We start from the raw sequence: 21174 nt of genomic DNA on the forward strand, positions 1-21174 counted from the left end.
AACGCCGCCCTTCAGGCGGCGTTTTGTTTGAGGAATAGCGTGGTCGATGCCTCAGGCGGCCAGTGTCGGCGCCTGGGCCTTCAACTTGCGGCCGCAAGCCTTCAGCGTGCCGTGCACGCCGTCGAGCGCGCCGTCCACCAGTTCCAGCGCCAGCAGGCGATGCCGCTCATAGGGGCCTGGCATCGCCAGCCGGCCCGTCTTGTCGGCCGAGAAACCGAAGCGTCCGTAATAGGGCGCATCGCCGACCAGCAGGATCGCCGCATGACCGAGACGCGCCGCCTCGGCCACGGCGTGGCGCATCAGCGCCGAGCCGATGCCGGCATTCTTGAGCGACGGATCGACGGCGAGCGGGCCAAGCAGCAATGCCGCCGGGCCGCCCTCGCCCAGCCTGACATCCCACAGCCGCACCGTGCCGGCAACGCCGCCCGACGCATCGCGCGCGACGAAGGCCAGGCCTTCCGAGGGCCGGCGGCCACGCCGCAGCTTCTCCGACGATTTTTTCCGCCGCATCGGCCCCATGGCACGATCGAGCAAGGCTTCGCGTGCCGCAACGTCGGCGACGGTTTCGGCGACCATGGAGAAGGCCGGCGCATGAGCTACGATTTCAACTGACATTTCCATTTCCGCAATCCCTGGCAAGCGGAGATCTGTTCCACAAGCGAGCCCGGGCGGGCGGCAAGCGCCCGCCTGGGATGATCTGATCGGCTCTCAGCGCATTTTTCAGGCGAAGTGGTATCCGGTTCGCCGTCCGAAAATGCGCCAAATAAAGAACCGTCAGATCACGTAGGATCGGAGAGGCTCGAAGCCGTTGAAGGCGACCGCCGAGTAGGTGGTCGTATAGGCACCGGTGCCTTCGATCAGCACCTCGTCGCCGATCGTCAGCGACAGAGGCAGCGGATACGGCGTCTTCTCGTACATGACGTCGGCCGAATCGCAGGTCGGGCCGGCGAGCACGCAAGGCGCGGTCTCCGAGCCGTCATGCCGGGTGACGAGGGGATAGCGGATCGCCTCGTCCATCGTCTCGGCCAGACCGCCGAACTTGCCGATGTCGAGGAACACCCAGCGCACATTGTCATTGTCGGCCTTCTTCGAGATCAGCACGACTTCCGACTTGATGACGCCGGCATTACCGACCATGCCTCGGCCCGGCTCGATGATGGTTTCGGGAATGGCATTGCCGAAATGCTTGCGCAGCGCCGAGAAGATCGCCTGGCCATAGGCCTGGGCCGCCGGCACGTCACGCAAATAGCGCGTCGGGAAACCGCCGCCCATGTTGACCATCTTCAAGACGATGCCTTCCTCGGCCAGCGTCGCGAACACCTTCTTGGCGTCGGCCAGCGCACGGTCCCAGGCGGTCAGGTCGGTCTGCTGCGAGCCGACGTGGAACGACACGCCATAGGCGTCGAGGCCGAGCGCCTTGGCATGGCGCAGCACGTCGACGGCCATGTCAGGCACGCAGCCGAACTTGCGCGACAGCGGCCACTCGGCGCCTTCGCCGTCGGTCAGCACGCGGCAGAACACGCGCGCGCCGGGAGCGACGCGGGCGATCTTCTCGACCTCCTCGACGCAGTCGACCGCGAAGAGACGGATACCGAGCTGGTAGGCGCGTGCGATGTCACGCTCCTTCTTGATGGTGTTGCCGAAGGAGATGCGGTCCGCGGGCGCACCCGCGTCCATCGCCATCTCGACTTCGGCAACGGAAGCGGTGTCGAAGGACGAGCCCATCGCAGCAAGGAGACGCAGGATTTCCGGCGCCGGGTTTGCTTTCACCGCATAGTAGATCTTGGAATCGGGCAGCGCCTTCTCGAAGGCGCGGAAATTGTCGCGCACGACATCGAGGTCGACGACGAGGCAAGGGCCGGACGGACGTCGGGTGGCGAGGAAGTCGAGGATGCGCTGGGTAGCCATCGGGTTTCTCCAAACACGCCTTTCGGCGCGCACAAGGGTGCGGACGCGGGCTGTCGGCCTCGCGAACACGCGGTGGACAAAGGCGGGACGGAAAATCCATGGGACCAGCCGGTGGAGACCCCGGAACCATGAAACGCCGTCTCGCGGCGATGAACCTCGGCCTTGCCCGGCTTCGGTCCGCTTTGTCTGCCTTGGCTTGGATTGGGAGAACCCCGTTCCGCACTGCCGGCAATGAAGGTGTGCCTCTTCAGTAACCCCGGTCTTTGGACAACCGGCAGAGAACCAGAAAGGCCCGCACCGTCGTTGCTTCAAGGTGTCCTCGGTCTGGCGGTTGGCCGCTAAACCGACTGGAGGGGTTGGCTCCAGTTACCTTACCGATTTCCCTCACCATTCGAGGACCGGCGGACACCCACAGGCACGTGCGACTTTGGGCAAGCGCGATATAGGGGCGAAGGATTTCACAATCAATAAAAATCGTATCGCAGGTTGTAAAATTTCCGGCATCGAACAATGTAGGTGCAACCGTATCCGGATATCGAACGATGACAGGCACGCACGGCCCCTACAACGCCTTCCTCGATCTTCGCCAGATGCAGGTGGCCCATGCCGAATTCGGCCCGCTCGCCGGCCTGCGGCTGGCTGTCAAGGACATCTACGACGTCGCCGGCTACCGTACCGGCTGTGGCAATTCCAGGAAATTCGCCGAAAGCAATGCCGCCTCAAGCACGGCGCCGGCGGTGCAGACGATTCTGGATGCTGGCGCGCGCTTCGTCGGCAAGACGCAGACCGACGAACTGGCCTTTGCGCTGTTCGGCCAGAACGCGCATTTTCCGTTTCCGGTGAACCCGGAGGCGCCCGACCGCGTTGCCGGCGGCTCGTCGTCCGGATCGGCATCGGCTGTGGCTGGCGGGCTGGCCGACATCGCCACCGGCTCCGACACCGGCGGCTCGATCCGCGCGCCGGCGAGTTTTTGCGGCCTGATCGGGTTGCGCACCACGCATGGCCGCATTTCGCTCGATGGCACCATGAAGCTGGCGCCGAGCTTCGACACGTTCGGCTGGTTTGCCGACGACATCGAGACCTACGAGACCGTCGGCAAACTGCTGCTTGGCCGCGACCCGCACCAGCATTCGCTGGACCGCCCGATATCGCTCACCTGGCTGGACGAGATGGTCGCTGGCCCCGCCCTTGCCGAATACGCCAGGATGAAGGCGCTGGCGGGTGCGGTTTTCGGTACGCCGGCGACCTCTATTACCCGCTTCAGCTCTTCCCCTGATGAACTCTACTGGTGCTTTCGTCGGCTGCAGGCCAGGGAAGCGTGGGGGGTGCATGGCGAATGGATCACCAGCGGCGAGCGCGACCTTGGTCCCGGCGTCGAGGAGCGTTTCGGCTTCGGCCGCGCCGTCGATGACCGCACGGCGCAGGCCGAAAAAGTGCGCCGGCTGACCTTCCGCGGTGAACTCAGCGCCCTGCTCGGCAAGGACGGCTTCCTTGTCCTGCCGACGGTGCCGGGTCCGGCGCCCCATGTCGACTCGACGCCGGAGCAGTTCCAGGCCTATCGCGAGCGCGCCCTGCATCTTCTGTGCCTCGCCGGGCTTTCCGGCTTTCCACAGATCACCTTGCCCATCGGCTCGGTCGCCGGCGCACCGTTCGGCCTTTCGCTGCTTGGCCCTTCCGGCAGCGACATTGCCCTGATACGGCTCGGCCGAAAACTTCTCGACGCAGCACAAAAGGCCTGAACCATGGACACACTGACCCGCATGCGCGCCTTCATCGACGTCGTCGAGGCAGAGGGCTTTTCGGCGGCGGCGCGCAAGATCGGCCGCTCCAAGGCGCTGCTGTCGAAATATGTGCGCGAGTTGGAGGACGAACTCGGCGCGCTGCTGCTGAACCGCACGACACGCCAGTTCTCGATGACCGAGGCCGGCCACACCTATTACCGGCGCGCCTCGGAGATCGTGCGCGAGGTCGACAGCCTGGCGGACGCCGTGCGCGAATCTTCCGGCGACGTGCGCGGCAGGATCAAGGTGTCGGCACCGCGCACCTTTGCCGACGCGCCGATCGGCCAATCGCTGATCGACTTCGCCAAGCAGCACCCCGACATCGTGCTCGATATTCAGCTCGATGACCGCTTCGTCGACCTCGTCGAGGAAGGCTTCGATCTCGCCGTGCGCATCTCACGCCTGGAGAATTCGTCGCTGATCGCGAGACGCCTGGCGCCGTTTTCGATAAAACTCTGCGCTTCTCCCGAACTGATCGCCAAGCATGGCATGCCGACGCGGCCGCAGGATCTCGGCCACATGCCCTGCATCGTCGACACCAATGGCCGCGGGCTGAACAACTGGCCGTTCAAGGGCGACAACAACGATCAGCTGAGCGTCGCCGTGTCTGGTCCGATCGAGGTCAACAGCCCGATGGCGGCGCGCGCCGCCGCCGTGTCGGGACTCGGATATTGCGTCTTGCCGGATTTCATCGCCGGGCCCGATCTTGACAGCGGCCGGCTGGTGACGGTGCTCGACGACCGCATCCTGTCCGGCGGCGGCATCTTCGCCGTCTACCCGCACCGCCGCTATCTGCCGGCCAAGGTCCGTGTTTTCGTCGACTTCCTGGTGCAGTGGTTCAAGACGCGTGAGGTCGCTTGACCTCCCCAGGGCCTCTGTTGCGTGCGTGTCGTAGTTCCAAAACCGACACGCACTTTTGGGCGACACGCTTTGGGATTTGTGCGTGTCATTATCCCAAAACCGCTGCGCACTTTTGGGCGACACGCTTTGGGTTTGTGCGTGTCATTATCCCAAAACCGCTGCGCAGTTTTGGGTGACACGCACCGGCGGTCCCAATTTCGCCCCCTTTCTGGTGACCTTCGGTTCCTCTCCAAAGCCAAGGGAATCGCGACCGGGAATGCAGCTCAAACGGCACGCAATCATACTGGCTTCGGCCCTGGCGGCGACCTTTGCCGCGACGGGACCGGCTTACGTGCACCCGCACGTCTTCGCCGAGGCACGCCTGGACGTCATCTTGTCCCCGGATCACCAAAGTGTGAAAGCGCTGCGTCATCTCTGGCGCTTCGACGACCTGTTTTCGAGTACGGTGATGATGGAGTTCGACAAGAACTCCGACCTGAAGCTTGACGACAAGGAGCTGAAGGAGGTCGCCGACACCGTTCACGCCTCGCTCGCCGAGTTCAACTATTTCCAGCTCGTCACGCAAAACGGCAAGGACGTGACGATGGTGCCGCCGCCGCATCTGATGGCCAATTTCGACAACGACCAGCTGATCATCCTGTTCGAGTCCGAGCCGAAGGCGCCGATCAAGCTCAACGGCAAGATCGATATCGGCGTCTACGACCCGACCTTTTACACGGCGATCGACTTCACCGAGGATTCCAACATCACGGTCGAAGGCCTGCCGCCGAACTGCACCAGCAAGGTCGTGCGGCCGGATCCGGACGAAGCGATCAAGGAAAATCAGAAGACCCTGACGGATGCCTTCTTCAACGATCCGACAGGCACGAACATGAGCAAGATCTTTGCCACCAAGCTCGAACTGACCTGTCAGCCAGAAGGATGAAGCCGGTGACGAAACCGTCCCTGCGTTTGGCATTCGGCCTGTTGGCCCTCACCTTTGCCGCGATGCATTTCGCCGATGCCGCGCATGCCCAGTCCTCGCTCGGCATCGGCGTCAATGACGGCATGGCGCCCACCACCGGTCCGTTCGCGCACATCCTGATGTGGATCAACCTGCGGCAACAGGAATTCTACCGCGCACTGGCGACGGCGATGAAGGCGATGCGCCAGGACAACAGCAAGCTCTGGCTGCTCGTCGGCCTGTCCTTCGCCTATGGCATTTTCCATGCCGCCGGCCCCGGCCACGGCAAGGCTGTCATCTCGTCCTACATGGTGGCCAATGAAGTGGCGTTGCGGCGCGGCATCCTGTTGTCCTTCGTCTCGGCGCTGCTGCAGGGCCTGACGGCGGTCGCCGTCATGGCGGTCGCCTATTTCGTCCTGCGCGGCACCGCGATCTCGATGACCGACGCGGCCTGGTTCATGGAGATCATGAGCTTTGTCTTCGTCACCCTGTTCGGCGCCTGGCTGCTGTGGCGCAAGCTCGGCCCGTCTATCCTGCGCCTGTTCGGCAGGGGCCCCGCCTACAGCCTGTCGGCGGCGCACGCCGGCCATTCTCATGCCGCGCACAGCCTTTCGGCGCACGCCCAGCACGGGCATGACGACCATGTCCATGAACGTTCGCACGACCATCACGACCACGCCGCGCACGACCATCACGACCATGGCGCGCACGATCATGCGCATCATCATGACCATGCCCATCACGATCACGCCGCGGGCGAGGTCTGCGAAACCTGCGGCCACTCGCATGCGCCCGATCCGGCGCTGCTGTCGGGTGATCGGTTCGACTGGCGCACGGCCTGGACGGCGGTGGCCGCCGTCGGCATCCGCCCCTGCTCCGGCGCGCTCATCGTACTGAGCTTCGCACTGCTCAACGGGCTCTGGCTGGGCGGCCTGCTGTCGGTGCTGGCGATGTCGATCGGAACCGCCATCACCGTCTCGGCGCTGGCGACGCTTGCCGTGACCGCCAAGAACTGGGCGGTGTATTTCGCCGGCGACGGCCGCATGGGCAACCGCATCCATTCGATCGTCGAGATCGGCGGCGCTGCCTTCGTGTTCCTGTTCGGATTGCTGCTGCTGTCGGCGAGCCTGACGGGCAGCGTCTAGGTCTGTCCTATCCCGTCGAAATGGGATGGCAAACTCCTAACCAGGAATCTTGCCGCCCAGCTCATCCTCGATATGGGCGCGGATGATCTCGTCGAAGCTCTGCTCGGCGGTAAAACCAAGCTCCCGTGAGCGCTTCGCCTCGAAGCGGGTCGGCCAGCCCTTGACGATCGCCCAGATCGTCTCGTCCGGCACCTCGCGGATCAGCTTTACCGTCTTGGCGCCGGCGATGCGTTCCAGCGCCTCGATCTGCTCGCCGACGCTGACGGCGACGCCCGGCATGGTCAGATTGCGGCGCGGCCCGACGGCCCTGCCGTCGATCTCCGCCGCATGGATCAGGAAATTCACCGCCGAGCGCGGGCTGGCATGGGTGTGCACGACCGAGCGTGGCACCGGCAGGATCGCCTCTTGCCCGCTCAAGGGCTCGCGGATGATGCCGGAGAAGAAGCCGGAGGCCGCCTTGTTCGGCTTGCCGGGCCGCACACAGATGGTGGGCAGGCGGATGCCGATGCCGTCGAAGAAGCCGCGCCTGGTATAGTCGGCGAGCAATGCCTCGCTCATCTGCTTCTGCGTGCCGTAGGAGGTTAGCGGCGTCGGATGGAAGTCATCGGGAATGACATCCGGGAACGGTGCGCCGAAGACGGCGATCGAAGAGGTGAAGACCACGCGCGGCGCAAAACCCGCCAGCCGGATGGCGTCGAACAGCGCCCGCGTGCCGTCGAGATTGACGCGGTAGCCAAGTTCGAAATTCGCTTCCGCCTCGCCCGACACGATGCCGGCAAGATGGAAGACGACATCGGGGCGCGACGCAACCAGGCTTTCGGCGGCGCCCGCCTCCGCGAGGTCGCCGGTGTGGGTGCTGATGCTGACGCCCTCCATGGCCGGGGCCTGCGGCGGCACGATGTCGTGCAGATCGAGCGCGGTGATCGTCTTGCCGCGCAGCGTGCCGTCCTTGGCCAGCCGGGTGATGAGCTTGCGGCCGACCATGCCCGCGGCGCCGGTGATCAGAATGCGCATGTCAAAATTCCCTTACTTGCCCTGATTTTTGCGCTGGCTGCGCGCGCGCAGCCAGAACACGAGGAAAAACGCCAGCACGAAGACAATGCCGAATATGCCGGCGAGCACGGTCGAAAGGCTGCCCAGTGCCAGCATCACGGTCGGCAGGTAGAAGGCCGCGACACCGAAAAGGAGCATGATCCACAGCGCGGCAATGGCGGCATTCCTGGTGTCGCGATCCATCATGCCGCACCGGGACAGCAAGTGTTCGTAGGACTGGCTTTCAAAGCTGTGGAACTCCTGAGGCAGGGCCGGTCACCGACCGGACTTAGTGATGGTGGCTGTGATGCGCGGCCGCATCGTGCTCATGCTCATGGTCGTCGGCCTCGTCGGCGCATTGGCCGAATTCCGGTTCCACGGTGGCATGGCTGATGCCGTGCTCGCTGGCAAGCCGCTTCTTGACGGCGCTGACCGCCTTGTGCGCATCGACGCCCTCATCAAGGCAGGCGTGCAGCGTCGCCATGTTGCTCGATCCATCGATCGACCAGACATGCATATGGTGTACTTCGCGCACGCCTTGGATCGTGGTTTCCAGGTCCCTTGCGATAAGATCGCGGTCGAGGGTTGGCGGCACGCCTTCGAGCAGCACATGGGCGGCGGCGCGCATCAGCGACCAGGCCGTCGACAGGATCAGCAGCGAGACCAGCACAGACAGGATCGGGTCGATCGGCGTCCAGCCGGTTGCCAGGATAACCAGCGCCGCCACGATCGCCGCCGCCGAACCGAGCAGGTCGCCCAGTACGTGCAGGATGGCGCCGCGCATGTTGAGGTTTTCGCGGTCGCCGCCATGCAGCACCAGGAAGGAGCCGATATTGACCAGCAGGCCGAGGATCGCCACCACCAGCATCGGTCCGCCCAGCACAGGCGCTGGTGTGAGCAGGCGCTTCCAGGCCTCGTAGACGATCCACAGCGCGATGACGAAGATGGCGATGCCGTTGGTATAGGCGACCAGTGTCTTGACCCGGCCGAAGCCATAGGTGAGCTGGCCGGTCGCCGGCCGCCCGGCAAGATGGAAGGCATACCAGGCAAGGCCGAGCGCGATGGCGTCGGCCAGCATGTGGCCGGCATCGGCCAGCAGCGCCAGCGAGCCGGTGAAGAGACCGCCAAGCGCCTCCGCCACCATAAAGCCCGCCGTCAGGCAGGCGGCGATCAGCACGCGCTTCTTGTCGGTCGCGCCATGCACATGGCCAGCGCCGCCGTGATCATGGCCGCTATGGTCGTGGGAATGCGCCAATGGCAGCTCCTGTCATGCGCCCCAAGCCGGACTTAAGCGCCGAATTCCGCGCGACAATCCTCGAGCCGTCGCTTCTGCTGGCCGTCGCCGTCGAAATTGGCCGGGTCGAGCCACGCTGCATAGGCTTTGCGCAGGGCCGGCCATTCCTTGTCGATAATCGAATACCATGCGGTATCGCGGTTTTCACCCTTGACGATGAGATGCTGGCGGAAAATGCCCTCGAACTTGAAGCCGAACCGTTCCGCGGCCCGCTTCGACGGCTCGTTGCGATTGTTGCACTTCCATTCGTAGCGGCGGTAGCCGAGTTCGTCGAAGATGTATTTCATGAACAGGAACTGCGCTTCCGTCGCGCCCGGCTTGCGCGAGATCAGCGGCCCCCAATAGATGTTGCCGATCTCGATGACGCCGTAGGCCGGATCGATGCGCATCAATGTCTGGCGGCCCGCGACCTTGCCGGTCGCCTTGTCGATGACGGCAAAGAACAGCGGGTCTTCGCTCGCCTCGACCTTGTCCAGCCAGGGCTGGAAGGCGGCGCGGGTTTCCGGCGGGTAGTCGGGCAGCCAGGCGAAGCGGCCGTCGACGTCGGACACGGAAGATGCCTCATAGAGCCCGTCACCGTGCTTTGCGGCGCTCAGCGGTTCGAGCCTGACATAGCGGCCGTCGATCACCTTGCGCTCGGGTCGCGGACGCGGTTGCCAATCTTTGAGATTTTCCGACACCGAAGACTCCAATCCGTTTGACTTTTGCGGGCCGAAGCTCACAAAAACGCAACCCCACAGTAAGAACCACACGGACGGGAAAAATGCTCCACACGATTTCGGCCTTCGACCGTCTCGGCGAGGAAAATGCCTTCGCGGTGCTGGCGCGGGCGACCGCATTGGCCCAACAGGGTCGCGACATCGTCAATCTCGGCATCGGCCAGCCCGACTTCAAGACGCCGCAGCACATCGTCGAGGCCGCGATCAAGGCGCTGCGCGACGGCCACCACGGCTACACGCCCGCCAACGGGCTTCTGGCGACGCGCGAGGCGGTTGTGCGCCGTACGCTGACCACCACCGGCGTCGAGGTCTCGCCCGAGACGGTGATGATCCTGCCAGGCGGCAAGCCGACCATGTTCGCCGCCATCCTGATGTTCGGCGAACCCGGCGCCGAGATCCTCTATCCCGACCCCGGCTTTCCCATCTACCGCTCGATGATCGAATTCACCGGTGCCGCACCCATTCCCGTGCCGATGCGCGAGGAAAACGGCTTTGCCTTTTCGGCCGAGGAAACGCTGGCACTGATCACCTCCAAGACCAGGCTCCTGATCCTCAACTCGCCGGCCAACCCGACCGGCGGCGTCACGCCGCGCGCCGAGATCGAGAAGCTGGTCAAGGGACTGGAGAAGCACCCCGATGTCGCCATCCTCTCCGACGAGATCTACGACGTCATGACCTATGACGGCGAGACGCATTGCTCGCTGCTCGGCTTCCCCGAAATCCGCGACAGGCTGATCGTGCTCAATGGCTGGTCCAAGACCTGGGCGATGACCGGCTGGCGCATGGGCTGGTCGATCTGGCCGAATGGCGACAAGGGCGCCCATCTCTATGACAAGGTGCGCAAGCTGGCGGTCAATTGCTGGTCCTGCGTCAACGCGCCGAGCCAGTTCGCCGGCATCGCGGCCATCGACGGCCCGCAGGACGACGTCGACACGATGATGCGCGCCTTCGACCGCCGCCGGAAGGTCGTGGTCGAGGGGCTGAACGCCTTGCCCAACATTTCCTGCATCACGCCAAAGGGCGCGTTCTATGCCTTCCCCAATGTCTCGAAGACCGGCTGGAAGGCAAAGAAGCTCGCCTCCGCGCTGCTCGACGACGCCGGCGTGGCGCTGATCGGCGGCCCCGATTTCGGCATTCTCGGCGAAGGCTATGTCAGGCTCTCCTACGCCAACTCCGAGGAAAACATCTTGCGCGCGCTGGAACGGATCGGGGCGTTCCTGGCCAAGTGAGCTTCGAGGAAGGCCGGAGCCCTTTCCCGGATGGTCTGCGGTCGGCCGGCATGTCGGTGTCATGATCCGTCGGCAGGCTCGCGGCCAGGACTGTGCGTGCATGTCGGGAACGGTTACCGTCCAACGATCAGGATCGGAATGAGGTTCCTCGGATGTTTTATGCAATCCTTGCCTATCACGTGGAAGATGCGATCAAGGCGCTGACGCCGCAGGAAGATGCGGCACTGATGGCCGAGCTGCTGAAGATCAACACAAGGCTTCGTGAGGAAGGCACACTTGGACCGTCGGCGCGTCTGGGGGCGACGCAGGATGCCTTCACCCTGCGCGGGCCGGGCGACGGCGTGGTCATCGACGGCCCTTTCGCCGAGACCAAGGAACAATTGCTCGGCCTCTATGTCGTCGACTGCGTCACGCGGGACGAGGCCATCGCGATTGCCCGCGACCTTCGCCGTGTCAATCCGACCGCCGTCTACGAGATCAGGCCCATTCTGCTGTTCAAGCCCGGCGCTCCGCTGGCGGGCAAATGAGCCGGCGGCGCAGGCCCTGCCAGCGTCCGCTGCTCACCCACGCCCGACGAACGGCATCTTGGTCGCCATCACGGTCATGAACAGTACGTTCGCCTCGAGCGGCAGGCTGGCCATGTGGACGACGGCATCGGCAACGTGCTGGACATCCATCACCGCTTCGGCGGCGATCGAGCCATTGGCCTGCGGCACGCCGACCGTCATCGGCTGCGCCATGTCGGTCAGCGCATTGCCGATGTCGATCTGGCCGCAGGCGATGTCGTAGGGCCGGCCGTCCAGTGCCAGCGTCTTGGTCAGCCCGGTGATGGCATGCTTGGTCGCCGTATACGGCACCGAGCCCGGGCGCGGCGCATAGGCCGACACCGAACCATTGTTGATGATGCGCCCACCCATCGGCCGCTGCTTGCGCATGGCACCGAAGGCGGCGCGGGCGCACAGGAACGAACCGGTGAGATTGACGCCGACAATATCGTTCCACACCTCGACCGGGATCTCGTCGATCGGCGTCGACTTGTAACCCATGCCGGCATTGTTGAAGAGCAGGTCGACGCGGCCAAAGGCTTCCGCCACCGTCTCGAACAGATCGTCGACCTCGCCGGCCTTGCTGATGTCGCAAGCGACCGCCAATGCCTTGGCCTCGGTCCGGCCGGCCTCGACGATCGCGGCATCCAGCACCGCTTTGCGGCGGCCGCAGAACACCGTGTTCCAGCCGGCCTTGAGCAGCGCCGTGGCGACGCTCTTGCCGATGCCTGTGCCGGCGCCGGTGACGATGGCGGTTCTTTCTTCGGTCATGGCTGATGTCCTCCGGCAGCGCCGAGCGTGCCCGACTGATTTTCAGGATTTGGCTCGGCAGAAGGCATCGCAAATGACGGCAGCGATGGCAAGCGGACCCGCACGAACATCCCTTGAAAAATGGCGCTCGATTTGCAGAGCACGCCCCGGCATGGGCCGACAAAAAGGGCGGTCATTGGCGACCGCCCTGATCTGAACCGGGCTTGGGAGGAGGAAAAGCCGATCCGACTGTGTAGAATCATGCGCTTCCTGAGTTAACGAGAGGTTAACGCCGGAAAGACGGCCTGTCCCGATCTGATCCTACCAGCGTGGATTGGGCGAAGTCCCGGCCTTTGTTGCGGGAACCTTGACTGCCGAAACCGTCGCCTCGACATGGTCGACCAGCGCGTCCGGCAGGCCGAGCCGGCCGGCAAGCAGGTCGAGATAGCCGCGCTCGGCGCGCGTGTCGGGATCGATGGTGAGACGCGATGCCGTGTAGAGTTCGAGCTTCTGCGCGTCGGTCTTGGCCTGCGCCACCAGCGTGTCGAGGTCGAGCGGGCTTTCCAGCTCCGCCATCAGAAATGTCTCGGCATCGGAGCCGATCCCCGAAAGGCTGAGCTTGCCGGCGATCTTCTTGCGCTCCTCGTCGTCGACATGACCGTCGGCCTTGGCCGCCGAGATCATCGCCCGCACCAGGGTCAGCGTGAATTCGTCCTCGCCCTGCGGCGCCTGCGACGGATGGAAGGCGGTGTCCTTGGGCGGCGGCAGCAATTCCGGTTCGCCGGCGGCGGGCGCCTGCTCCGGCGGCCTTGTAGTTCTGGTAGGCCTTGTAGGCGAGGCCGCCGATCGCGGCCAGACCGCCGAGCTTCACCGCGGCACCTGTCACCTCGCGGCCGGCGCCTGTTCCAAGCAGCACGGCCGCCAGCGCACCCGCTGCCAGCGGGTTGTCCTTGGCCATCTGCACGGCCTGGCCCGCCTTGTCGCGGACGGTGCCGCTGGTGCCGGGAATTTGCGAGCCGAGCAGATCGTCGAGAAGCTTCTTGGGATCGAACATTCAGTGCCTCCAGCATGTGCCCGGCCGAACGGGCAGGTTTCGAACGCCGAAGACGTAGGTCCCGAAACCTGACATTGCAATGACAGGCCGCCGCTGCCGCGGCTCCGGTGCCCGGATCAGGACCCGATATGCGGCCCCTTGCCCCGCGCCTGCGCAAGCTCGACCTGCCGCTGGCGCTCGGCGTAGCGCTGACGGTCCTCGTCGGTACGGGCGTCGAAGCAATGCGGGCAAGAAATGCCTGCGGCATATCTGGGCGATGCCAACTCACTCGCCGTCAGCGGATGGCGGCAGGCACGGCAGAGTTGCGCGTCACCCTCGGCGAGACCGTGCGACACCGAAACCCGCTCGTCGAAGACGAAGCACTCGCCTTGCCAAAGGCTCTGCTCGGCCGGAACCTCCTCGAGGTATTTGAGGATGCCGCCCTTGAGATGGAACACATCCTCGAAACCGAGCGATTTCACGTAGGCGGTTGCCTTTTCGCAGCGAATGCCGCCGGTGCAGAACATCGCCACCTTGCGGCCCTCGAGTTCCGCCCGGTGCGCTTCCACCCAGGCCGGGAATTCGCGAAAGCTCGCAGTCGCCGGATCGACCGCGCCCTTGAAGGTGCCGATAGAAACCTCGTAGGCATTGCGCGTGTCGATGACGATCGTGTCGGGCTCGGAAATCAGCGCGTTCCAGTCGGCGGGCGCGACATAGGTTCCGGCGCTTGTCGCCGGGTCGATGTCCTCGACGCCCATGGTGACGATCTCGCGCTTCAGCCGCACCTTCATGCGATGGAAAGGCATTTCCGTGGCCGCGCTGTATTTGATCTCGAGCCCCGCCAGCCCGTCGATGGCTTCGATATGGTCGATGAGCTCGGCGACCGCTGCTTCGCTGCCGGCGACGGTGCCGTTGATGCCCTCATGCGCCAGAAGCAGCGTGCCCTTGATGCCGCGTGTGCAGCAGAAGGCCGCGAGCGGCGCGCGCAGCCTCTCGAAGGCGTCGAGCCGGGCAAACCGGTAAAGCGCGGCGACCCGGACAGGCTGGGATGGAGCGGACAGTGTCATTGCCAGAGCAACTAGACGCTCGTAAAAGCCGATTCAAGGCGAAACCGGCCTCGGCGCCTGTCATGGCCCTGTCGGGAAGGAGCCGGTAAGCTGCCCGGTAGCGCGTGACATCGCGACGCGACCGGTTTCGTGGACAGGTAAACACCCGTCTGCTAATCGGTTGAAATCACCCCTTGGTAATGGAGAGACAGATGCCCAGCAAGACCGAAAAACTCCTGTCGCTCCTCAACGGCCAGCCGGTCATCCCGGTGCTGAAGATCAATGACGTCGCCAATGCGGTGCCGTTGGCCCGTGCCCTGGCACGCGGCGGCCTGCCGGCGATCGAGATCACGCTGCGGACCGCAGATGCGCTGGAAGCGATCCGGCGGGTGGCGGCCGAAGTCGAGGAAGCCATTGTCGGCGCCGGCACCATTCTGGACAGCAGGCAGTTCGACGAGGCCGCCAGCGCCGGCTCCCGCTTCATCGTCAGCCCTGGCATCACGCGCGAGCTTCTGGCAGCCGCCGCCGACAGCGAGGTTCCGCTGCTGCCAGGCGCCATCACGCCCGGCGAGATCATGGCCGCGCGCGAGGCGGGCCTGCGCTTCCTGAAATTCTTTCCGGCCGAACAGTCCGGCGGCATCGCCTCGCTGAAGGCTTTCGCCTCGCCACTGGCCGATGTCAAATTCTGCCCGACGGGCGGCATCACCGGCAAGAACGCCGCCGACTACCTCACCCTGCCCAACGTCATCTGCGTCGGCGGCTCCTGGGTCGCGCCCGACGACATGGTCAAGGCCGGCAAGTGGGACGAGATCGAAGCACTCGCACGCGCTGCCAGCCAGCTCAGGAAATAGTCGGTTCCCGCTCACCAGGGCAACGGACCATTCTCGTCGAAATAGCCGCCGGTCGGCCCGCCGGCCTCCAGCGTCGCCAGCTGCACGATGACCCCGGCGGCCTGCCGCACCGTACGGCCGCCTCTGTGCGCATTGAGGTCCGTCGCGGTGTAGCCGGGAGCGGCGGCGTTGACCATGATGCCGCGCGGCGACAGCTCCCGGGCGAAGGCCACGGTGATGGCATTGAGCGCTGTCTTCGAGCTGCCATAGCCCATGACATTAGGCGACTGGCTGTTGCCGGCGGCGCGCGCGATCGAGCCGAGATAGCTGCTGACCATGACGATACGGGCGGCGGGCGCTGCCAGGAGCAGCGGCAGGAAGGTCTGGGTGACGCGAACCGGTCCGAAGACGTTGACGTCAAAGGCGGCTTTCATATCCTCAACGTTCTCTCGGCTTGGCGGCCGTTCGTAGCGGCCGTCAGGTCCGAGCACGTCAACATAGCCTGGGGCAATGCCGGCATTGTTGACCAGCACGTCGAGGCTGGAGACCTGCGCCGTCAGGGTTCTGGCCGCCGCCACGCTGTCGTCGCTGGCGACGTCGAGAGCGAGCCATTCGACGTCGAGCCCTTCATTGCGCAACGCCCTTGCCGCGGCCTCCCCGCGCTCGGCATCGCGGGCGCCGAGCCAGACCTTGAAACCCATGGCTGCCAGCCGACGAGCGGTTTCGAGGCCGATGCCCTTGTTGGCCCCGGTGATCAGCGCATTCGTTTTCGTCGTCATGTCCGCATCTCCTTCTTTGAGATCCAGACATGACGTGCGCCGGCCGAATTGGCGCGCCGGATAATCGCGTCCTCTTGCCTGATCCTCTCAACCGGTTGCGCGGCCTGCATGGATCGGCAATGCTGAAGACATGGAAGACGCCTTGCAGGAACTGATCGCGATCGCCGGCCGCCATGCGCATGGGCGGCGCACAAGGACGGCCATCCCGCGGGTCACGATCGGCCGCAGCGAGGTTCCAACCGCGCCGCTGCCCGAGCTTTGTCAGCCGACGGCGCTGTTCGTGCTGCAAGGTGCCAAGACAGTGCTGATCGGCGACCGCACGCTCCGCTACGGCGCCGGCAGCTATTTCGTCTATGCGGTGGAGACGCCCGCCACCAGCCAGCTGATCGAAGCGAGCAGCGCCTTTCCTTACATGGCCATCGCCTTCGCCCTCGATGTCGGATTGATCGCCAGCCTGCTTATCGACCACAAGCCGGCGGTCGACGGCGACAACTTCGTGACCAACCGGGTGGATGACGAACTGCTCGATGCCTGGCGCCGCATGCTGCGGCTGCTCGACCGTCCGGCCGAAATTCCGGTGCTCGCGCCCATGCTCGAACGCGAGATCGCGTTCCGCCTGCTGCAGGGCCCGCAAGGCGCGAAGCTGCGCCAGCTCGCGGGCGCTGACGGCCGCCTGTCGCAGATCCGCCGCGCCACCGCCTGGATACGATCGCACTACAACGAGCCTATCGACGTGACGGAGCTGGCCGGGCTGGCCCATATGAGCAACGCTTCGTTTCACCGCCACTTCAAAGCGGCAACGGCCATGAGCCCGATCCAGTACCAGAAGCAGGTCCGGCTGCTGGAGGCGCGTCATCTGCTGATCGCGGAGCCAGGCAGCGCCGCGCGTGTCGCCTTTGCCGTCGGCTACGAAAGCGCATCCCAGTTCAGCCGGGAATATGCGCGCCATTTCGGATTGCCGCCGGCGCGTGACGCCGCACGGCTTCTGGCCAGGGGCGAGGCCGCCACGCCGGAGATCGACTAGAGCTCGGAACAAGGACGTAAGCGCTACATCAGCTGGCACGAAAAAGCCCGGCCGACTCCCGCCGGCCGGGCCAAACTTGCGATGGAGCGATCGCGGCAGATGCTGCAACCAATGCCAGAACTGACGCCAGCAGAACCTTCTTCATGAATATCCTCAGGTTGGAACGCACCCACTAACCGGAAATGAGGGTGCCGTTCCGGCTTCACGAGAAGTTCAGCCGTGTGTGATCCCCAGCATCGCGACATCGCATCTGCCGTATCCTGAAAAGCAAAAAGCCGCGCTGGCTGCCCAGCGCGGCTTCTGCTGTATCTGGCCAGCCGCTACTTCGTCTGGAAGCGGGCGACCGACAGGAACTTGACGGCATTGCCGGTGAAGCGGCTGGGGTCTGGCGCCTGGGCGTCGGTCTGGAACCCGGCGGTATAGACCTCGCTCGGCGCCGTATGCACGATATTGTAGGCGTAGCCCGGCGCCGTCGTCGCGCTCGAAACGGTGGCGACGTTGTCGCCGCTGGTCAGCGCCCAGCGGGCGGCCTGGGGTGCCGCGGCGACCACCATGGCCCTGGGGCCCGGCTTCTGGTCGCGGGCGGTGGCCCTGGCTTCCTTGCGGGTCGTCTTCACGCCGGCGCCGATCGCTGCGGCCGGATCCGAACCGGCCGGGCGGGCGGCAACGGCCTGGCGCGGCGATGCGACATCGACGTAAGACGGATCGTTGAAGGCCGAGCGCGGCTCTTCGGAGAGCGACGCAACCTGATATTGGTCGGCATTGCCGACCTGGGCGTTGGCCTCGTCGAGCACGGCCTTGACGGCGTCCGGCTTGGCCGGCTCGGGCCGTGCCGAGGGCAGCACCGAGAACGCATCGGTCGCGGTCTTGCCCTGTTCGGCCGTATCCGCCAGCGCCATCAGCACATCCTTGCTGGGCGGCGGCGCGAGATCGGCCGGCAGCGTGCGTTCGGGCCGCCATGTCGGCACGGGGATGTTGTTGACGGCAACCTTCGCCGGATCGGCGGCAGCAGCCGCAGCAAGCGCTGCGGGGTCAGCCTTGCCGAACGGCATGTTCGCCGGCGCCTGCGCGGTCGCCACGGCCTGTTCGGTGGTCGTCGTCGCGTCCGCCATGGCGAACGGAACGTTCTCAGGCTGCGCCCCGACATCGGCCTTCGGCCTCGGCGCGAAATCGGGCAGCGGAATCTCCTTGGCCGGCAGCGCGGCGATGATCGTTTCCGGCGTATCCTTTTCCGGTTCCGGCGCCTGCTCGTCGGCAATCTGCGGAACGTTGGCGCGCTGCGCATTCTCGGGCGCCACGATGGCGATGCCCGGCAGGTTGCCACTCTTGGCGGTCGGCGCCGGCTTCAGGTTTCTGGGCTTGGGCGCGGGGGCGGCCGAAGCGGTCTCGACATCGGCGCTGTCGTCGGCTTCGTCGGAGCCGCCGCCGCCAAACAAGGCAGACAGGAACCCACCGGACTTCTTGCCGCTGCCGCCGGCGCTCGCAAGCTCGACATTGGGCGTACCAGCACCCTTGCGTGCCTTGTAGGCTGCCATCGCCTGCTCATAGCCGGGAAGCGGACGGCCGTCGCTCGGCACATGCAGCGTCTTGCCGTTGGGGAACAGGCTGACCAGTTCCTGGCGGCTGATGCCGGGCCAGTGGCGCACATTGCCGACATCCATATGGACGAACGGCGAACCGGAGGTCGGGTAGTAACCGACGCCACCGCCCTGCATCTTCAGGCCGATGTTGCGCAGCTTCTTCAGCGGCACGCCGGGAATGTAGAAATCCATCGCCTTGCCGAGCATATGCTGGCTCTTCTCGGCGACACCGCGGCTGCGGCTGCGCAGCATCGAATTGGTCGCCGGCGAACGGTAGCCGCACACGACCTGGATATAGTCGGTGGCGCCGCTTTCGCGATAGGCCTCCCAGACCAGGTCCAGCAAGCGCGGATCCATCTTGGTCGGCTCATTGCGGCGCCAGTCGCGCAGGATGATGTTGATCTTGCGCAGGCCCTCGGGAAGGTAGCGGCCGTTGCGCTTGTAGACGATCTCGGCCTTTTCGTGCGTGTGCAGGTGATAAAGCTTCAGCGAACGCGTTTCAGCGCTGGCGCCAGTGGCCGCCGCGGCAACAAAACCAAAAGCGACAATCACCGCTGCCAGCCATCTCGGCCAGACGCTCAAATGATGATGACGCCCGTTTTTGAGTCGTTCGATTCTGTTCAAATCAAAAGGCCTTGCAGGCTGCCGTTTGTCCCCGGATTTGCCCAAACGGATGTGTCGTTTTCACATCCGAATATCGATCCTAATGGTTAATCATCGCTTATTGAAGCCGAAATGCGGTAACACCATGGCGATATCCCGTCAAAAATTGTTCAGAAGGTTTCTTGGTAAACCGCTGGTTTAGATCAGGATTCCGGCTTTGGCCGAACACGATCTGTTACCGTTAGCGTTAATGCGTGAACAGAGCTGTCCGCAGGCATGCCATATTTCAGCCGAAACCCCGATAGAGGGGCAATCCTGCCATTGCAAGCTGGTCCCGGCCTTGCGTCGGGAACGTGATCCTGGTTTTGGAAGAGATCAAGCGCTCCCAAGGTGTGGTCAGATTCAGGTCGGGCCGGCCTTACCTGAAATCAACGCACCCTAGGAAGCGAGGCGGTCGACACGGCCCGTCTCCGGGTCGATGCCGTATTCCTTGAGCTTGCGGTAGAGCGTCGAGCGTCCGATGCCGAGGCGGCGCGCGACTTCGCTCATCTGGCCGTTGTAATGGTCGATGGCGAGCTTAATCATCTCCAGTTCGACATCGGCCAGCGCGCGCACATTGCCGCGTTCGTCGAGCGCGCGCAGCGTGCCGAATCTGGGCTGGAGCAGGGCCGGCCGATCCGGCTCGGCGGCTGGAGCGGCATCGCCGGCCGACCCCCTCTCATCGCGGAGCTCCAGAGGCGATGACAGGCGAGGTGCCGCGTCGTCCGTTTCGAGATTGACGGTGCCTTCCACCTGCGCGCGGATCTGCGGAAAATCATCGACATCGAGCACGTCGCCTTCACACAGCACCGAGGCGCGGAACACGGCGTTTTCGAGCTGCCTTATGTTGCCGGGCCAGTCATAGGCCTCCAGCACGGCAAGCGCTGCCGGCGAAATGCCTTGCAGGCGATGGCGCGGGTCGGCGGGCGCCACCTTCTCCATGAAATGCGTGACCAGATGCGGAATGTCGTCTCGGCGGTCGCGCAGCGGCGGCACGAAGATCGGGTAGACGTTGAGCCGGTAGAACAGGTCCTCGCGGAACTTGCCGTCCTTGACCTGCTGCAGGAGGTTGCGGTGCGTCGCCGAGATCAGCCTGATGTCGACCTTGACGGTCGAACGTCCGCCGACCGGATCGACCTCGCCCTCCTGCACGGCGCGCAACAGCTTGACCTGCACGTCGAGCGGCAGGTCGCCGATCTCGTCGAGGAACAGCGTGCCCGAATGCGCTTCGACGAACTTGCCGGTGTGCTTGTCGGTGGCGCCGGTGAAGGAGCCCTTCTCGTGGCCGAACAGGATCGATTCGACCAGATTGTCGGGAATGGCGCCGCAATTGACGGTGACGAAGGGTTTCGAGCGGCGGTCGCCGCTGCCCTGAATGGCGCGCGCCACCAGTTCCTTGCCGACGCCGGATTCGCCTTCGATCAGGATCGGGATGTTGGATCCGGCCGCTTTCTGTCCGAGGCGTATCACCCTGTCCATGGCCGGGCTGTGGGTGATCATGTCCCTGAACGTCAGCAATCCGCCGCGCTTGCGTGACGTCCGCTTGACCTCGCCCTCGACCGCCTCGACCTTGAGCGCATTGGCGATCGAGGCCTGAAGCCTGTCAGGCGACGCCGGCTTGACGACGAAATCGAAGGCGCCGTGGCGCATCGCCGACACCACGGTTTCGATGCCGCCCTGGGCAGTCTGCACGATGACCGGGACGGAGATGTCGCGTTCGCGCATGGCTTTCAGCACGCCGATGCCGTCGAGACCGGGCATGACCAGGTCTAGGATCACCACCGCGATGTCGCGGTCGCCAGGCCCGTCGAGCACGGCGAGGCCGGCCTCACCGCCGTCGACGACGATTGCCGTGTGGCCGAACCGCGTCACCGCCGCCTCGAGCAGCCGGCGCTGCACGGGATCGTCATCGACTATGAGTATGGAACCTGTCATGACTGTCTTGAACTGCCCGCGCCCGAAATCCCCATGGATCATCTTGGCACAGGGTTCTAAATAAGGTTTCAAAAAACCCGGTGAACGAATTCCTTACG

20 protein-coding genes and 1 pseudogene are annotated in these 21174 nt (G+C 64.7%); 8 read left to right on the plus strand and 13 right to left on the minus strand.

What is annotated here, in order from left to right; genetic code table 11:
- Window positions 1-51 precede the first annotated feature (51 nt).
- Window positions 52-621, minus strand: a complete 570-nt coding sequence (locus tag FJ546_RS23070) for an N-acetyltransferase (RefSeq protein WP_069093067.1) — start codon at window positions 619-621, stop codon at window positions 52-54.
- Window positions 622-774: 153 nt separating this feature from the next.
- Window positions 775-1908, minus strand: coding sequence for an ornithine/lysine decarboxylase (gene odc2 / locus FJ546_RS23075; RefSeq protein ID WP_140891434.1), 1134 nt, complete (start codon window positions 1906-1908; stop codon window positions 775-777).
- Window positions 1909-2450: 542 nt separating this feature from the next.
- Between odc2 and FJ546_RS23080 the strand changes: the two genes are divergently transcribed.
- The 4 genes from FJ546_RS23080 to FJ546_RS23095 all read left to right on the plus strand — a co-directional run bounded on the left by FJ546_RS23080 (window position 2451) and on the right by FJ546_RS23095 (window position 6638).
- Complete coding sequence (locus FJ546_RS23080) at window positions 2451-3647, plus strand: amidase (RefSeq protein ID WP_140891435.1); 1197 nt, start codon at window positions 2451-2453, stop codon at window positions 3645-3647.
- Between the two features lie 3 nt (window positions 3648-3650).
- On the plus strand, window positions 3651-4550 hold the full coding sequence (locus tag FJ546_RS23085; RefSeq protein ID WP_140891436.1) for a LysR family transcriptional regulator: 900 nt from the start codon (window positions 3651-3653) through the stop codon (window positions 4548-4550).
- A gap of 256 nt (window positions 4551-4806) precedes the next feature.
- Complete coding sequence (locus FJ546_RS23090; RefSeq protein ID WP_140891437.1) at window positions 4807-5475, plus strand: DUF1007 family protein; 669 nt, start codon at window positions 4807-4809, stop codon at window positions 5473-5475.
- Window positions 5472-6638 (plus strand): nickel/cobalt transporter, encoded by a 1167-nt coding sequence (locus FJ546_RS23095; RefSeq protein ID WP_140891438.1) that lies wholly within the window; start codon window positions 5472-5474, stop codon window positions 6636-6638. Before FJ546_RS23090 ends, FJ546_RS23095 begins: the two co-directional genes overlap by 4 nt.
- A 36-nt stretch (window positions 6639-6674) precedes the next feature.
- On the opposite strand, the gene denD is transcribed toward FJ546_RS23095, so the two are convergent.
- The 4 genes from denD to FJ546_RS23115 form a co-directional block, all read right to left on the minus strand.
- On the minus strand, window positions 6675-7652 hold the full coding sequence (denD, locus tag FJ546_RS23100) for a D-erythronate dehydrogenase (RefSeq protein ID WP_140891439.1): 978 nt from the start codon (window positions 7650-7652) through the stop codon (window positions 6675-6677).
- 12 nt (window positions 7653-7664) lie between these two features.
- Complete coding sequence (locus FJ546_RS23105; protein ID WP_140891440.1) at window positions 7665-7877, minus strand: hypothetical protein; 213 nt, start codon at window positions 7875-7877, stop codon at window positions 7665-7667.
- 82 nt (window positions 7878-7959) lie between these two features.
- Window positions 7960-8925: a cation diffusion facilitator family transporter gene (locus tag FJ546_RS23110; protein WP_140891441.1), complete on the minus strand. Its 966-nt coding sequence runs from the start codon at window positions 8923-8925 to the stop codon at window positions 7960-7962.
- 32 nt (window positions 8926-8957) lie between these two features.
- Window positions 8958-9644, minus strand: a complete 687-nt coding sequence (locus FJ546_RS23115; protein WP_140891442.1) for a GNAT family protein — start codon at window positions 9642-9644, stop codon at window positions 8958-8960.
- A gap of 83 nt (window positions 9645-9727) precedes the next feature.
- Here FJ546_RS23115 and FJ546_RS23120 point away from each other — a divergent pair, with 83 nt between their 5' ends.
- Together FJ546_RS23120 and FJ546_RS23125 are read left to right on the plus strand one after the other, a co-directional pair.
- Window positions 9728-10912, plus strand: coding sequence for a pyridoxal phosphate-dependent aminotransferase (locus tag FJ546_RS23120; protein WP_019861023.1), 1185 nt, complete (start codon window positions 9728-9730; stop codon window positions 10910-10912).
- Between the two features lie 152 nt (window positions 10913-11064).
- Window positions 11065-11439, plus strand: a complete 375-nt coding sequence (locus FJ546_RS23125; RefSeq protein ID WP_140891443.1) for a YciI family protein — start codon at window positions 11065-11067, stop codon at window positions 11437-11439.
- 33 nt (window positions 11440-11472) lie between these two features.
- On the opposite strand, the gene FJ546_RS23130 is transcribed toward FJ546_RS23125, so the two are convergent.
- From FJ546_RS23130 to FJ546_RS23145, 4 genes and pseudogenes are all read right to left on the minus strand, one after another.
- Window positions 11473-12228, minus strand: a complete 756-nt coding sequence (locus tag FJ546_RS23130; RefSeq protein WP_010911332.1) for an SDR family oxidoreductase — start codon at window positions 12226-12228, stop codon at window positions 11473-11475.
- Entirely contained in the window at window positions 12225-12404 is a 180-nt protein-coding gene (locus FJ546_RS23135; protein ID WP_140891444.1) for a hypothetical protein, read from the minus strand. Before FJ546_RS23135 ends, FJ546_RS23130 begins: the two co-directional genes overlap by 4 nt.
- 124 nt (window positions 12405-12528) lie before the next feature.
- A pseudogene (locus FJ546_RS23140) lies at window positions 12529-13261 on the minus strand (tellurite resistance TerB family protein).
- Window positions 13262-13377: 116 nt separating this feature from the next.
- Window positions 13378-14307, minus strand: a complete 930-nt coding sequence (locus FJ546_RS23145; protein WP_140891445.1) for a rhodanese-related sulfurtransferase — start codon at window positions 14305-14307, stop codon at window positions 13378-13380.
- 191 nt (window positions 14308-14498) lie between these two features.
- On the opposite strand from FJ546_RS23145, the gene FJ546_RS23150 reads away from it, so the two are divergent.
- Window positions 14499-15137, plus strand: coding sequence for a 2-dehydro-3-deoxy-phosphogluconate aldolase (locus FJ546_RS23150; protein ID WP_140891446.1), 639 nt, complete (start codon window positions 14499-14501; stop codon window positions 15135-15137).
- Between the two features lie 11 nt (window positions 15138-15148).
- Here FJ546_RS23150 and FJ546_RS23155 read toward each other — a convergent pair whose 3' ends face one another.
- Complete coding sequence (locus tag FJ546_RS23155; protein WP_140891447.1) at window positions 15149-15895, minus strand: SDR family NAD(P)-dependent oxidoreductase; 747 nt, start codon at window positions 15893-15895, stop codon at window positions 15149-15151.
- A gap of 130 nt (window positions 15896-16025) precedes the next feature.
- Here FJ546_RS23155 and FJ546_RS23160 point away from each other — a divergent pair, with 130 nt between their 5' ends.
- Window positions 16026-16919, plus strand: a complete 894-nt coding sequence (locus FJ546_RS23160) for an AraC family transcriptional regulator (RefSeq protein WP_140891448.1) — start codon at window positions 16026-16028, stop codon at window positions 16917-16919.
- Between the two features lie 320 nt (window positions 16920-17239).
- Here FJ546_RS23160 and FJ546_RS23165 read toward each other — a convergent pair whose 3' ends face one another.
- Window positions 17240-19081: a DUF882 domain-containing protein gene (locus tag FJ546_RS23165; protein ID WP_140891449.1), complete on the minus strand. Its 1842-nt coding sequence runs from the start codon at window positions 19079-19081 to the stop codon at window positions 17240-17242.
- Between the two features lie 459 nt (window positions 19082-19540).
- On the minus strand, window positions 19541-21076 hold the full coding sequence (locus FJ546_RS23170; protein ID WP_140891450.1) for a sigma-54 dependent transcriptional regulator: 1536 nt from the start codon (window positions 21074-21076) through the stop codon (window positions 19541-19543).
- Between the last annotated feature and the right edge of the window lie 98 nt (window positions 21077-21174).

This window comes from Mesorhizobium sp. B2-4-19, from assembly GCF_006441315.1.
GTDB lineage: Bacteria > Pseudomonadota > Alphaproteobacteria > Rhizobiales > Rhizobiaceae > Mesorhizobium.